Source organism: Enterobacter chengduensis (genome assembly GCF_001984825.2).
GTDB lineage: Bacteria > Pseudomonadota > Gammaproteobacteria > Enterobacterales > Enterobacteriaceae > Enterobacter > Enterobacter chengduensis.
Window position 1 is genome coordinate 51859 of sequence record NZ_CP043319.1, and the last position, 12991, is coordinate 64849.

14 protein-coding genes are annotated in these 12991 nt (G+C 51.1%); 7 read left to right on the forward strand and 7 right to left on the reverse strand.

Going from position 1 to position 12991, the window contains the following annotated elements; all coding sequences use genetic code 11:
* Nucleotides 1–19 precede the first annotated feature (19 nt).
* From FY206_RS24960 to FY206_RS24970, 3 genes are all read left to right on the forward strand, one after another.
* Entirely contained in the window at nucleotides 20–379 is a 360-nt protein-coding gene (locus FY206_RS24960) for a hypothetical protein (protein WP_022650016.1), read from the forward strand.
* 87 nt (nucleotides 380–466) lie between these two features.
* Nucleotides 467–730 carry a hypothetical protein gene (locus FY206_RS24965; protein WP_022650015.1) on the forward strand — a complete coding sequence of 88 codons (264 nt, stop codon included), beginning with the start codon at nucleotides 467–469 and terminating at the stop codon, nucleotides 728–730.
* 40 nt (nucleotides 731–770) lie between these two features.
* Nucleotides 771–1601 (forward strand): N-6 DNA methylase, encoded by an 831-nt coding sequence (locus FY206_RS24970; RefSeq protein WP_022650014.1) that lies wholly within the window; start codon nucleotides 771–773, stop codon nucleotides 1599–1601.
* A gap of 18 nt (nucleotides 1602–1619) precedes the next feature.
* Here the strand turns inward: FY206_RS24970 and FY206_RS24975 are convergent, their stop codons facing one another.
* A complete protein-coding gene (locus FY206_RS24975; RefSeq protein ID WP_369798832.1) occupies nucleotides 1620–1847 on the reverse strand; it encodes an XRE family transcriptional regulator in 228 nt (75 codons plus the stop codon).
* Between the two features lie 784 nt (nucleotides 1848–2631).
* Between FY206_RS24975 and FY206_RS24980 the strand changes: the two genes are divergently transcribed.
* Both FY206_RS24980 and FY206_RS24985 read left to right on the forward strand, forming a co-directional pair.
* Nucleotides 2632–2874 (forward strand): hypothetical protein, encoded by a 243-nt coding sequence (locus FY206_RS24980; protein ID WP_022650012.1) that lies wholly within the window; start codon nucleotides 2632–2634, stop codon nucleotides 2872–2874.
* A gap of 82 nt (nucleotides 2875–2956) precedes the next feature.
* The gene (locus FY206_RS24985) at nucleotides 2957–3523 is read left to right on the forward strand and encodes a DUF5983 family protein (RefSeq protein ID WP_022650011.1); all 567 of its coding nucleotides are present in this window, start codon (nucleotides 2957–2959) and stop codon (nucleotides 3521–3523) included.
* A gap of 91 nt (nucleotides 3524–3614) precedes the next feature.
* Here FY206_RS24985 and FY206_RS24990 read toward each other — a convergent pair whose 3' ends face one another.
* A complete protein-coding gene (locus FY206_RS24990; protein WP_022650010.1) occupies nucleotides 3615–3923 on the reverse strand; it encodes a hypothetical protein in 309 nt (102 codons plus the stop codon).
* 230 nt (nucleotides 3924–4153) lie between these two features.
* Between FY206_RS24990 and mobA the strand changes: the two genes are divergently transcribed.
* Nucleotides 4154–4489 carry a plasmid mobilization protein MobA gene (gene mobA / locus FY206_RS24995; RefSeq protein WP_022650009.1) on the forward strand — a complete coding sequence of 112 codons (336 nt, stop codon included), beginning with the start codon at nucleotides 4154–4156 and terminating at the stop codon, nucleotides 4487–4489.
* Nucleotides 4490–4510: 21 nt separating this feature from the next.
* Complete coding sequence (locus FY206_RS25000) at nucleotides 4511–7210, forward strand: relaxase/mobilization nuclease domain-containing protein (protein WP_022650008.1); 2700 nt, start codon at nucleotides 4511–4513, stop codon at nucleotides 7208–7210.
* A 66-nt stretch (nucleotides 7211–7276) separates the two neighbouring features.
* Here the strand turns inward: FY206_RS25000 and FY206_RS25005 are convergent, their stop codons facing one another.
* The 5 genes from FY206_RS25005 to FY206_RS25025 form a co-directional block, all read right to left on the reverse strand.
* Nucleotides 7277–7480, reverse strand: coding sequence for a hypothetical protein (locus FY206_RS25005; protein WP_123839396.1), 204 nt, complete (start codon nucleotides 7478–7480; stop codon nucleotides 7277–7279).
* A 133-nt stretch (nucleotides 7481–7613) separates the two neighbouring features.
* A complete protein-coding gene (locus FY206_RS25010) occupies nucleotides 7614–7883 on the reverse strand; it encodes a hypothetical protein (RefSeq protein WP_022650007.1) in 270 nt (89 codons plus the stop codon).
* Nucleotides 7884–7956: 73 nt separating this feature from the next.
* On the reverse strand, nucleotides 7957–10257 hold the full coding sequence (trbC, locus tag FY206_RS25015) for an F-type conjugative transfer protein TrbC (RefSeq protein WP_022650006.1): 2301 nt from the start codon (nucleotides 10255–10257) through the stop codon (nucleotides 7957–7959).
* 3 nt (nucleotides 10258–10260) lie between these two features.
* Nucleotides 10261–11517 carry a hypothetical protein gene (locus FY206_RS25020; protein ID WP_126530067.1) on the reverse strand — a complete coding sequence of 419 codons (1257 nt, stop codon included), beginning with the start codon at nucleotides 11515–11517 and terminating at the stop codon, nucleotides 10261–10263.
* Nucleotides 11498–12706, reverse strand: coding sequence for a secretion/conjugation apparatus DotM-related subunit (locus FY206_RS25025; RefSeq protein WP_022650004.1), 1209 nt, complete (start codon nucleotides 12704–12706; stop codon nucleotides 11498–11500). Before FY206_RS25025 ends, FY206_RS25020 begins: the two co-directional genes overlap by 20 nt.
* Between the last annotated feature and the right edge of the window lie 285 nt (nucleotides 12707–12991).

Below are 12991 nucleotides of genomic sequence, written 5' to 3' on the forward strand. Positions count from 1 at the left end.
TGATAAAAGGAGATAAACCATGCATTTACACACGACTGATTCTTTCGCTTCTCTTGATTCCAGCGCCAGCGCCGAATCGGAAATGGCCTACTGGCTGAGCCGTGAAAAGTCCGCACTGATCGCCCCCGTGGAAATCGATGTGAACAAATTCCACGATGCGGCAGGAATGCACCCACCGATGATCAACTGGCGTTGTGACACCGCGCAGGACACTGAAACCTTCATGCTGGCAGAGATGATCTGTATGAACGTGACGGACATTTTTGTCCGTATTGGAAAGCGTTATTTCCGCGTACGTGATTACAGCAACCTGAATCACGCCGATATCGTGGCGAAGGTGAAAGCAGCATTCAGCCCTGAGAGCCAGAGCCAGAAATGAAAAAAGCAGGCTTACACCTGCTCCATCCACGCCGGATTTGAGCGATTCCAACGAAAAAATCCGGCTTTCACTAAAAGGAACAAACCCATGCAATTCAGTGAAGTTTCGATTGTTACACCAACCGCCCTCTATGTCCAGATGCAGGAGGCTCAAAACGCGCCCGTGAAAAAGCAGGTGCGTATCAAACGCGGTGAAATCGCCTGCAATGCCCTCAGTCCGGAAATGCGGGCACTGGGGCGTCATATTGCGCACTGCCGGAAAAAGGGGCGATCCGTACGTATTCCCGCCATGCGCGGGAGCGAGTGGGGTCATGTGCTGCGCACGCTTGAACTGAGCCGCGCCTGTAACTGACAACAACGCCGCCCCTGACGGGGCGACAGGAGAAAAAAACATGACCCAGATTAGCTTTGCCGATTTCTTCAATGAGACAAAAAGGCGCGGAGCCGCCCGCCCTGTCGTGCAGACGGCTCCGGCTGTCCAGTCAGAGCAAGTCCCCCCGCGTCTTATCAGCATCGACACTGCGCGTAAGCAGTTTATCAGTCTGTTTAACCAGACTGCCCGCCACCTTCACCGCTGGGATGTATTCAGCGATTTTGTCAGACTTGCCGCGAGCGAACTGGATATTGCGCGGGTGAGAACGCCAGAGAGCGCGGAAAACTGCCGGAAGATCTGCGCGCGATACGATGCGGACGATATCCGCAATTTTCATGAGTTGTTCCGTCTGATGGTTTGCGCGCTGGAGGCTAAATTCCATGACTTCATCGGCTCAATTTTTATGGAGCTTGAGCTGGGGTCGGGAGGTATGGGGCAATATTTTACCCCCTATTCTGTCCAGTCAATGATGGCCAGAATGCTGGTTTCCGGCATCAAAGAGACGGTCACGCGGGAGGGTATCGCGACGATAAGCGATCCGGCCTGCGGTTCGGCAGGAATGATTATTGCCTATGCTGAATGTCTACTTGAGGCTGATATCAATCCGTCCGCGCACCTGTTCGCCAGTTGCATCGATATTGATCCGGTTGCTGCCGATATGGCATTTATCCAGTTGTCTCTTTTGGGGATTGCGGCGGAGGTGGTGACAGGGAACACGCTCACGATGCAGTTCAATCGTGTACGGTATACGCCTGTTTACTATCTCAACGACTTTGAAGCGAAGCTGAACACTCAGCGCAGACTTAAAGCCATGATGGACTTTATGTGCGATTTATCGAAAGCCGCCTGATACGGGCAGGGGAGGTGCTCAGCGCCTCCCGATGAGTCCAGCTGCTCCGGTTAGAGTCTGGATCATGGTAATTATCTTTTCTTTGGTGTTTTTCCGGTGTCCGAAGGAAGGAACAGCAGCAGCGATAGAAAGTGTTACGGTTGCCAGCTCTACTACCCGCGATACCTTTTCCGACTTCTCGTAAACTTTCCATGTTCGCAGGCTGACTCCAAGCTCTTCGGCCGCCCTGTCACTGCTCCAGTTCATACCTTTTCGCCATAAACGAAGTTCGTAACCCGTCATTTTCTGATACCTAAATAAGTGCAGATTCTGCACTTATTTTAGTGTTTTTTTTGTGGGAAAGTATATATGAATAAAGTGCAGATTCTGCACTTTTATTGATTTTTTTTTGTGGATTAATGTGATGCTAAATGACGACGAAAAGCATGTTGTCAGGACTGACATCTGGGTACCTTCGGCTCCCCGTCGCTGCCGGGTCGTCGCCTGCACTTCGCGTGGTGGCCGTACGCCCACCGCGCTACGCGGAGCCGCACGCGTCTCCGTCCTGACGGATAGCAAGCGATACCTGAACCCATCCCGCTTGCAGCTGCCGTTCCGGCAGCGCCGCTCCCACTGACCGCCACGGCGGCCGCAAGGGAACGCCGGATTAACCGGCGCCTTCTGCCTTCCTGTCCGTTTCTGCCGTGAAAGCCTTTCATTACTTATGCACTCTGACAGAGCGCCTCTGTTCAGCAAGGGACGCTGACGCTTTCCGTCCAGATTTTTTCTCGCAGGCTCCAAATAATCTGTCCTTCACCCCTGCTTTCCATCGTCACCCTGTCAGGGCATTAGCGTAATGAAGGCATTTCCCTCATTGCAAGAAAACGGAAAAGGACGACGGCAGAAAAGGCCGGATGGCCTGCAAGATTTGCGTCGTAAGACGCGCAGGATATTGCCGGAAGACTGGCAATAAAAAAGCAGGGCGGGTGCCCTGCCTGTTTACACGGGCTGCTGTAACAGCTCGTTATCACAATGACTCTGAGGAGGCACTATGAAAGACCAGTTCATCGTCGCATGTCGCGAATACTTTGTAAAGGAGCGGGTTAAAACCCGTCATCCACGGAAAATCCGCGAAACGTTGAAACCAGACGCTATCGCGCCACATCTGAAACAACTGGGGACATCACTTGTCCGTTGCGGGCGTATTCATAAACCGATCCATATTCCAGCACTTAACGGGGCTGAATGGGATCACGTCCTGAGTACGCTTGAGCTTTCCCGCGCGTACGCCTGATAACCACCGCCCTGCAACGGGGCGGTAATTTAATAACACAGTGCCGGAGTATTATCCGGCACATTTTTGGAAGGAATGGAACATGCCACACTACATATCCCGTGCGCCTCATGGCGTCACCTGTATCCGTCTTGATAACGGTGATGAAGCTCTCTTTGTGAATGGAGAACTGATTTCCTCATGTACAGCCAGTGAACTTTATCCGCGTATTATTGCATCAGGGTTGAACCTGTCGACGGCACTTAGCTTGCCATTTAAACAGCTTACTGCTCAGGTTCCTGATAACCCTAAATGGACATGGGAGGATGTTACTGCATCGCTCGGATGGGGACAGCGTACTGAACTTAATCACAAAGTTTTGCGTTCTGTTCTGGAATGTAGTCTGAGCCATATTACGCGGAGGGATAGCGAGATTCTGAGCGAACTATGTCACGCCGAGTATGAAAGCGAATGGATCCATGAATCCGATCTGGGTTACATCATTCGTGTTGATGCCGTCAGTTATCCGCTTCTCATTCTGAAACATCATGGTATTTCAAAAGCGGCGAGAATAGTGATTTACACTGCCATGATAAAGGCTGACATCAGCATGGTTCATTTTACTTCATGGGGAGAAATGCTGGCAGACGTTCCGACCTTTGAATGGTAATTTCTATATCATCTCCCTTCTTACCAGGCTGAAAAAATATTTCATCCTGGTAAGAAAAATTTCAGTACATCACATCTTCAGGATGCAGGAATTATTTCGTTGGTGATGACGAATTTTCTGCCGTCGACCTGCGATTTTTACGGGCTGGTTTGTTTTTATCAGCATCACGAACGATTTCACGAAGTGCTCTCTCACTGATTTCATACCCCGTGGTTTTTAGTGTCTCTTTAATGTCTGAGACCGTGTAACCTTTGGTTTTTACCAGTGCTAACAGGTCATCACGGATTGCATCCAGAAATTCCTTTTGTGATTTGCGCTGAGGTGTCAGATCCGGTAAACCAGCCAGAGTAACCTTTGCTAGCTCGATATCTTCATCTGAATAAAACGCCTTCTTACTCATCTTCTTACCCCTTTCAGAATATTGTCATCCAAATCATAACATTGACCACTCAAAAGTGGCAGTGCTCCGCACTGCCTATGCCGTCAAATCGCCACTAGGCGAAACAGCCAGCGAAGCGTATAATGACTCGAAAGACGGGACAGGATGTGCATTTGTAATACCGCGCACGCACGATATCACAAATGCCACCTGGTCAGGGCTCCGCCCCGACACCCGAGTAAGGAGCACACATGAGCGACAAAGCATCCCGAAGGGGAAGTGATAAACGGCAGAAAACCGTAATCAAGACCCTGAGATTCACGCCGGATGAAATCGAAGAGATTGAACAGAAAGCGGAAGCAGTGGGGCAAAGCGTATCGGCTTATATCCGTAACGCAGCGATGAACAGAAAGATGATTTCACTCATCGACGACAGCTTTATGACCGAGCTTTTAAGGCTGGGGAGACTGCAAAAGCATCTCTTTGTTGAAGGGAAACGAGTGGGTGATAAGGAATACTCCACGGTCCTTGTCGCAATAACAGAACTGTCGACCACGCTCAGAAATAAACTCATGAACAACGGTTAGCACGGAGAGAAGAACAACATCATGATCCCGGTTATTCCACCGAAACGACAAGACGGCAAGTCCTCCTTTGGGGACCTGGTTTCGTACGTTTCTGTTCGTGATGAGCCGCGCGATGATGATTTAATGGAAGCCGTTAGAGCTTCCGGAACAAAGCCAGAAATGCCGCACAGCAGCCGCTTTTCCCGTCTGGTTGACTACGCTACTAAACTGCGTGATGAGTCGTTTATCTCGCTGGTTGACGTGATGCCTGACGGCGGGGAATGGGTGAATTTTTACGGTGTGACCTGTTTCCACAATTGCACATCAATTGAAAGTGCAGCTGAAGAAATGGAGTTCTCCGCACGTAAAACGAAGTTTGCCCATAACAAAAGCGACCCTGTATTCCACTATATTCTGAGCTGGCAGTCGCACGAAAGTCCGCGCCCTGAACAGATTTACGATTCGGTCAGCCATACACTTTCCCGTCTCGGTTTAGCGGGCCATCAGTTCGTTGCTGCCGTTCACACTGACACGGATAACCTCCACGTTCACATCGCTGTAAATCGCGTACATCCGGAGACTGGTTATCTTAACCGTCTTGCTTACAGCCAGGAAAAACTGAGTAAGGCCTGTCGTGAACTGGAGCTCAAACATGGGTTTTCACCTGACAATGGCTGCTATGTGATTGCCCCTGATAATCGTATTGTTCGTCGTACCTCTGTTGAACGCGATCGTCAAAGTGCCTGGAAACGTGGCCGTAATCAGAGCCTGAGAGAATATATCGCTGACACGGCAATAGCTGGTTTACGGGAGTCACCGGTGACCGACTGGTCTTCTCTCCATCAGCGTTTTGCGAAAGAAGGCCTGTTCCTGACAAAGGAGAGCGGCGAGCTAAAAGTGAAGGATGGCTGGGACAGTGAACGTCCTGGCGTTACGCTTTCTGCGTTTGGACACGCCTTTGATACCGATAAACTTATTCGTAAACTGGGTGAGTTTGTTCCTCCTGTACAGGACATTTTCTCGCAAGTTCCGGCTGTCGGCCGCTATGAACCAGACAAGATTATTATGCCGTCTCGCCCTGAACGGATGACAGAGAAAGAATCCTTATCGGACTATGCGATCGCACGTTTACGGGCGCCGCTGATTGCACTTGATCAGGATCCAACGCAGCGAACCATACAGTCAGTGCATACGCTTCTGGCACAGTCTGGACTGTATCTGAAAGAACAGCATGACCGTCTGGTTATCTGTGACGGGTATGACTCAACGCGTACACCTGTCAGGGCGGAACGTGTGTGGCCTGCGCTAACGAAGGCTATTCTGGACTCGTATAAAGGAGGCTGGCAGCCGGTACCGAAAGACATTTTCCAGCAGGTTCCCCCTGCGGAACAGTTCACCGGCGGCAGTCTGGAAGCCACCCCAGTATCCGACCGGGAATGGCGAAAACTGCGAACAGGTTCGGGCCCGCAGGGGGCGCTGAAACGTGAGATTTTCTCTGATAAGGAAAGCCTCTGGGGCTATGCGGTTTCACACTGCCGTCAGGACATTGAGTCGCTTATCGGTAGTGGTGAATTTACCTGGGAACGCTGTCATGAGCTACTGGCGCGTCAGGGGCTGTTGCTGATGCGCGAGCAGCAGGGCCTGGTTGTGATGGACGCTTACAATCACGAACAGACCCCTGTAAAGGCCAGCCACGTTCATCCTGATCTGACGCTTGCGCGTGCGGAACCCCATGCTGGTTCGTTTGTTTCGGTGCCGGCAGACATCTTTGAACGTGTTAAGCCGGCCAGCCGTTACAATCCGGAACTGGCCGTGAGCGACCGCGATATTCCGGGTATGAAGCGTGATCCTGAATTGCGTCGCCAGCGTCGCGAAGCGCGCGCAGCTGCGCGAGAAGATCTGAAAGCCCGTTATGCAGCCTGGCGGGCTAACTGGCAGCGCCCTGATTTGCATGGCCGTGAACGTTACCAGGCGATTCATGACGAATGCAGGATACGTAAAGCGCGCATCCGTATCGAACATCGTGACCCTCTGGTGAGGAAGCTGCATTATCATATTGCAGAGCTTCAGCGCATGCAGGCACTGATTGCGCTGAAAGAAACCATGAAGGCTGAACGAGCTGAGCTTATCGGGCAGGGGAAATGGTATCCGCCGTCTTACCGGCAGTGGGTTGAAGCTGAAGCGGTGAAAGGTGACAAGGCTGCGATATCGCAGCTGAGAGGATGGGATTACAGGGATCGTCGTGGTAATGCGGTGAAATCTACAACAGACAACCGATGTGTCGTTATCTGTGAGCCAGGCGGAACGCCGATGTATTCCGGTGTTCCTGGCCTGCGGGCTTCACTGAAGAAGAACGGTCGCGTCCAGTTCCGCGATCCGGAGACAGGCCGCCATATTTGTACCGACTATGGCGACAGGGTTATTTTCCGGAACAGTGGCGATTACGATGCGCTTAAGCGGGATATGGTCAAAGTCGCGCCGGTTCTCTTCAGCCGTTCTCCGAGCGTCGCGATGGCTCCGGAAGGGAATAATGAACAGTTCAATACAGCTTTTGCCAAAATGGTGGCATGGCACAATGTGAACCACCGTGATGAAGGTGAATACCAGATCTCGCGACCGGAGGTCGACCAGGTGCGTGTTGAAAGCGAGATGCGCTTTGCTGAAATGACGAATCAGGGGAGTAATACAGAAGCTGTGCGCAATGAGTCAGGACCAAACTGGAAACCACCTTCACCGTTATAAGCATTCGGGGACCAGATGGAATTTAGCCCGCAGATAAGAAATAAAAAAGGCCGCAAATGCGGCCTTTTAAACTTTTAGAGGATGTTTTATGTCATAACAAGCGACAACGCCCGTGACTACATGGAACGCAAGCAATACATAGGCAAAGCCGCATGATGTCCAGAAGACAGCAAAACTATCATCAGCACCTATGAAAGAAGCGAAAATAAAGAATAACTGAAGTGAGCAACCTGCAATAGATAAAACCAGTGTCTGTTTAGGAATGTTCATTCTCTGCCCCCTGTTTTATCAATCATACTTATCAATTTCTCGTACTGCCAGCAGAACGGGATAGTGTGAATCTGTGCCCAATCCGGAGGGTAGCATAATCAGGTCAAAAAAAAGGCCGCTTTCGCGGCCTTATTTAGTTGAATGCGATGCGTGGGACTAATTCCCATTCAGCATGGTCTTTCTTTAAAACACATTTGTATTCAGAACCATCGTGTTTTATCTGCAACCCAACAGTATAAAGCTTCTCGCCATCGGAGCAGGCGTACACCTTCTGCTGGTTCGTGAGGAGGATGTTACGGATTTCAGTCAGCTGCGCCACGGCATCGGTGTCGATAACGGGCTGGGGCGCTGCAGCGGCAACGCATGAAAAACCAAAGAGGGCGGCAAATAGTAGTTTCTTCATTTCATTTCCTTCATTTCTATATCATTTTGTTTATCGGCAGCTGTTCCTGAAACAAGACAATTTTTTTGAACTATCACTCTGGCCACTCCATATCCGGATGTGGTGAATCAGGCAGTTTCGGGGAGATAAATGGCTCGTTTCGATATCTGGAAGGAGGAATATAAGCCGGCTGCGGGAGTGTCAGCGTTCTCAGTATCGCATCTGGTGCGAGCTGAATTTCTTCAGCGCTTACTTGCGTCGGTTCCGATTCAGGCTTATTAAGCGTGATGTACCGTATTGTACGTTCTGCCATAGTGGTTGTTCTGATTACCTCCAGCGCTTCTTCCCAGAGGTTTTCTTCCCGTCCACGGTGGTCCGTATCATATTCAGTCATCAGATTATGCGCTTCCTGGCGATTGGCCAGACGCTGCTGAAAGGTATCGATTATCTTCCAGGGTTCAGCTTTTGCCGCTTTACGCCGACGCGAGGGCTTTTCTGTCAGAACACCAATGATTTTGCTGACGTTCTCCGGAGCAGGAAGACGTCGCTGCGCTGTTCGTGGAACAAGTTTACGTAGTTGCTTAAGGTTCGGTGGGTTAATCGTGATGTATCGGTTGATAATGACGGGTGCATTGCACGTTTTGTCCTGCGGCTCGATGTAGAAGGATGCTCCCGGAACCGGATCGCCCTGAAACACCGTGTAGTTCTCACCTGGCTGCAATTTAATCAGATCCTGCACATTGATTTTGTTCTCCATCTGAATATTGATGTGGTCGCCATCGATCCAGGAGGTACCAATGATACCGTCACGCCGTTGCAGGCTGACCATGTTCGCCCGGGCTTCCTGTCCTGCGGCATTAGTGATTGTCTTTGCCGTTTTATCATCACTTACGATTTTACCCGCAACCTTAGTGCCGGCGTTTTGCATCAGGGTGGCAACGTTTGTGGCTGAGGTCTGGCTTTCAATGCGCTCCTGGTCCTGGCTCATCATGACGATAGAAAAGTCCAGGGAACGTACCTGTGTGGCCTGAACGGCAATACGCTCGGTATAATAGGCTCCCACCTCGTCGAGATAGTTCATGTAGGGGAAGGGGCCTTTGTATTTGGTGATTTCGAGAGCTTCGGAATCTAGCCCTTCCAGACGATGTCCCAGGTCCCGGGCCAGTATCATGCTCTGCTGGGTAACAAACATTCTCCCCAGTGCAGAGGTTGTGTGCTGAGAGGTGTTCATTGCCGGGATAAGGACCAGGAGTATCCGGTCGCTGTGAATGCTGTCGCGAATATCAATGTCACCGGCATCCTCAGCGAAGATATTACCGAACGTTTCCGTAAATGTGTTGAAGGTTTCCAGAAACTGCCCAGTCAGGTAGCTGTGCTGCTTGCGCGGCTCTTCTGTCCAGGCTGAAGGCTGGCGAACGGTGGCCATATCGAAACCCGGTACGTCTACCAGATAATTATAGAGCGGAGAGACAGCTTCCTCTGGCCATTGATCGTCTATGGCACGGCAGTAAAGCTCTGCCAGTTTCTCCAGTGGCATAAACTCGCGCAGCAGCTGCAACGACATGGTTTTGTTTTCACGGACGCAATAGAACTTTGTGCCAAAAACCAGCGCCTTGTTCATTGCAATTGCTCTGGACTGCCATTCTCCCCCCTGTACGTTGGTCGGCAGCATTGATTGCATCGTCTCAGCAACAAAGGCCTCAGTGCTATAGCAGAAGGGGTTCCACTGGTGAGACTGTGGCCGACTTTTATCACCGTTGTGGATCATCTCACTGCGGGACATGCCGCTATTCATGAAGTTGATGTATTCCACATCATCCTCACGCCCAAAGCGGCGGGCCAGGTAGTAGCAGGTGCGCGCCGTGTCGTTCTGCGCCTTACCGTCAACAAAGGTGAAGCCCCGACCCCAGCAAAATGAATTGAGCATCCACGCATAGATGGTTTCGGTTTTCCCTCCACCGGTCGAGGCAAAGAACATCACATGACGGGTCAGGTCATCAATGGTGAGCCAGAGTTCGCGACCGATATCATTCATTCGCCTGTAGCCGAGATAGAATATTCCCTTACCTTTACTTTCCTGCGTTGTTTCATACTGAAACAGTGAGGGAAACCTTCTGAACAGGCTGCGTCGTACCTTCCGGTCTTCAGAGGGGTCTACTTTATTCAGGTGGACAGGCATTCGCATGGGCATACGCCAGCGGTGTGTTCCAAAGCTGATGCTGGCCACGATGGCCAGCAAAAGCAAAAGCGGTATGGCGAGTGGCCAGATAAACCCCGCCACCACACTTCCTGCCATAATTCCGGCATACAGCAGGTGGTCGCGCAAAAGCTCAAGAACAGGGGAGTTCCAGGCATTGCGCTTCATGAGCGCCTGGTTAACGGGCGTATAATTCATGGTTTACTCCTGGATACTGAGGGAACTCACAAAGCGGTCGACCTGTTCTGGTGACATTGGATCTGTAATTTTCAGGAAGTGATCAATTTTATCCGGCGCGGTCAGCATGCCCGTTGCCAGGCGAATGCCCGTGTCAGTCAGCACTGTCGGCGTACCTGAAAAACCAAAGGTGCGGAAGCCAGTATCGTTTACGGCTACTACGGCCTGAGCCGACGCGGAACAGTCTGAGCTCACCTGTGGAGGTGTTGTCTGTCCCGGAACCAGCATACCTGCGTCCGGTCGGAAAAGAACACTCCATGCAACAGCACGAGCTGTCTGGTCCTTCTCGCATAAAACCGGAATGATCTTCTCTACAGCATCGCCGCCGTCATTCACGACTGATACAGGGAATACAACAACGTTGTAACGCTGCGCCAGCTGTTCGATTGCCGGCTCCATACTTCTGCAGACCGCACAGGTTGGATCGAGGAATGCATACAGCGTACGCTCATGCCCGGTTGAGAGCTGGATGGTGAACAGACCTCGATCGGTACTGCGCTTCAGTATTTCCACCATCTTCTGTCGCGCTGACTGTTCCGTCGCTTCTTTTTTTACTGATGTGGTTGACGTTACCGCTGCCGGTGCTGTTTTCAGGGCTTCAGAAGGCGAAGCCGGTAAGGATTTATGACTTTCCTTCATAATATTCTGCATGTTGTCGGATTCAGCCTGGGCAGCCTGAATGACTGTATTGCCTGCCGCCGGGTTGGCTGGCTCCTGAACAGCGGCAGTCTGCCGCGGCCGGGCCGGTGCGATTGCGCCTGGTTCTGCCGGGATAGTCAGTGTCTGGTTTCCCACATTGAGTGAGAAATGGTTGTCCGTACCCAGGAGCCATAACGAAGATGCTATCAGCGCGCCGCTCACAAACAGGGCAAGGGACTTCATACGGCGTTTCATTATTGCCTTACTCTGGGTTTTGAGGTGTCGCGCTATGGTGTTGAAGACTTCCGCTGCATCGTGCATCGGGTCATCAAGAAGTGTCACGGCTTCTGCTGAATATGGATAAAAAGCGATGAGCTTTTTATCGTGGATGGCCATACGCTGAGGCTCACGAAAGGTGAACAGAGCCTGAGGAACACCATGTCCGTGTTGATGTAAAACCACAATGGTGTCGTTACAACGAAAGGTGGTGTAGGTGCTTTCCAGCGACATAATGAGACTCCAGTAGACAGTAAGATAATTAGCGTCAGAAATGAGCGAAATTTCAGAAGATGAGATCGTCATCGTCACCCGGGCGAGTGATGACGTCTTCCGTGAGTGACCAGTTGGTCCGGATGCGACGCTTGCGGTCGCGGTCTGGCTGAGGTTCGTTCCAGATTAGCCCCAGGGACAGCATATCGATGCGCAATCCCTCAATGGCTTCATCGACGCAGGCTTGCGGGCAGGGGAGGCCAAGTCGGATAGCCTCACTCTCGGTGCGGGCGACGGCGACGATACCTGCACCTTCAATAAATCCTTTGGTGGTGTTTGCCCGGTGCAGGGCATAGAAGAGTGGGCGGTCTACCCCCTTTAGCCATAGCCAGTTAGGTGGTGTCAGCCGTAAATCATGTGCGTACAGCCAGACCAGACCACTTCTGACGTAACGGTGCTCACGCAACCACTGTTTCGCGCCTTCGCTCTGGATGACGCGCTTAAAAGCGGTTCTCGCCAGCGCATAGACCGGAACTGAGAATTTCCCCTTATCACGGCGGCTTTTTATCCGACAGGAGCGGTTCAGGGCATCCATTAATTGACGTGCGGCCGGTCGGTCGTCCAGGAAAAACTGAAGGCCGAATATTGCGAATAATGCCTTTTCATGAGGGGCGAGACTTTTCCATCCATTAAGTGGACGCCCCAGTTGGGCCATAAAAACAGCCCTGCAGCGGGCAACATCGAGCTGCATATTACTGATGAGTTCATGCTCTTCAGCGAAACCCTCAGGGCTTTGTGCCGGACGTCTTTCTTGACGACGTTTATCAAGCAACAGGCGACTGGAATTCCCCTCATTAAGAATGGGGGCAATTGCAGGAGAAATGGTTTCCATAGCGAAGGGCAGCGTGCTGATATTGAGTACCCGTCGCGTTTGCCAGTTTCGTGCAGGATGGCATAACCAGCTCCACAGCGAAGCGGTAGACAGGGGAATGAGGAATATCATCAGGATCACCGTCGTTTGCTTCATCACGTTGATCCACTGATCGTAAGTGATGTTTTCGGCATTGTTGGCGGTGACGGCCAGCAGGTTATAACGCGGTGCGGCCCAGGTGTGGAAGGGGCCAAAATCAGCCATGCCCCACAGGGTATGCAAAATGAAACATGACCAGTACACAAACTCAGGCAAGAACAGCCATGCAACAAGCAGAAGCATAATGCCCAGGATGGCGAGGGCTCCAAGAAATTCAAGCGGATCAGTCGTTCCCGCGCGAGCGGATGTCATGGAAAAGCTCCCTAAATAAAAACGATGAAGACTAACTGAATAAAAGAGGGCAGCAGAGCCCGAGCTTACGAAAAGTTAGCAAGCGTATTTACTGGTGATAACGGCAGGTGAAATTATATTGATTGGTCAAATATTAGATTGTTGAGGATCTGATACGGATCTCCTTTGTTTTAGTGAGGGTCATTAATAAGATGGGTTGTGGTTTTTATTATCATCATCTGTTTTAAAGTGAATTTTCAGAGCGATGATCTGCGTTAATGAAATCAATGAAAATAGCCGGCAATT

What these genes read in the sequence shown, in the direction of transcription:
- FY206_RS24960 (WP_022650016.1), top strand. Translation starts at nt 20, where the DNA reads ATGCATTTACACACGACTGATTCTTTCGCTTCTCTTGATTCCAGCGCC.
- FY206_RS24965 (WP_022650015.1), top strand. Translation starts at nt 467, where the DNA reads ATGCAATTCAGTGAAGTTTCGATTGTTACACCAACCGCCCTCTATGTC.
- FY206_RS24970 (WP_022650014.1), top strand. Translation starts at nt 771, where the DNA reads ATGACCCAGATTAGCTTTGCCGATTTCTTCAATGAGACAAAAAGGCGC.
- FY206_RS24975 (WP_369798832.1), bottom strand. Translation starts at nt 1,847, where the DNA reads ATGAACTGGAGCAGTGACAGGGCGGCCGAAGAGCTTGGAGTCAGCCTG.
- FY206_RS24980 (WP_022650012.1), top strand. Translation starts at nt 2,632, where the DNA reads ATGAAAGACCAGTTCATCGTCGCATGTCGCGAATACTTTGTAAAGGAG.
- FY206_RS24985 (WP_022650011.1), top strand. Translation starts at nt 2,957, where the DNA reads ATGCCACACTACATATCCCGTGCGCCTCATGGCGTCACCTGTATCCGT.
- FY206_RS24990 (WP_022650010.1), bottom strand. Translation starts at nt 3,923, where the DNA reads ATGAGTAAGAAGGCGTTTTATTCAGATGAAGATATCGAGCTAGCAAAG.
- mobA (WP_022650009.1), top strand. Translation starts at nt 4,154, where the DNA reads ATGAGCGACAAAGCATCCCGAAGGGGAAGTGATAAACGGCAGAAAACC.
- FY206_RS25000 (WP_022650008.1), top strand. Translation starts at nt 4,511, where the DNA reads ATGATCCCGGTTATTCCACCGAAACGACAAGACGGCAAGTCCTCCTTT.
- FY206_RS25005 (WP_123839396.1), bottom strand. Translation starts at nt 7,480, where the DNA reads ATGAACATTCCTAAACAGACACTGGTTTTATCTATTGCAGGTTGCTCA.
- FY206_RS25010 (WP_022650007.1), bottom strand. Translation starts at nt 7,883, where the DNA reads ATGAAGAAACTACTATTTGCCGCCCTCTTTGGTTTTTCATGCGTTGCC.
- trbC (WP_022650006.1), bottom strand. Translation starts at nt 10,257, where the DNA reads ATGAATTATACGCCCGTTAACCAGGCGCTCATGAAGCGCAATGCCTGG.
- FY206_RS25020 (WP_126530067.1), bottom strand. Translation starts at nt 11,517, where the DNA reads ATGACGATCTCATCTTCTGAAATTTCGCTCATTTCTGACGCTAATTAT.
- FY206_RS25025 (WP_022650004.1), bottom strand. Translation starts at nt 12,706, where the DNA reads ATGACATCCGCTCGCGCGGGAACGACTGATCCGCTTGAATTTCTTGGA.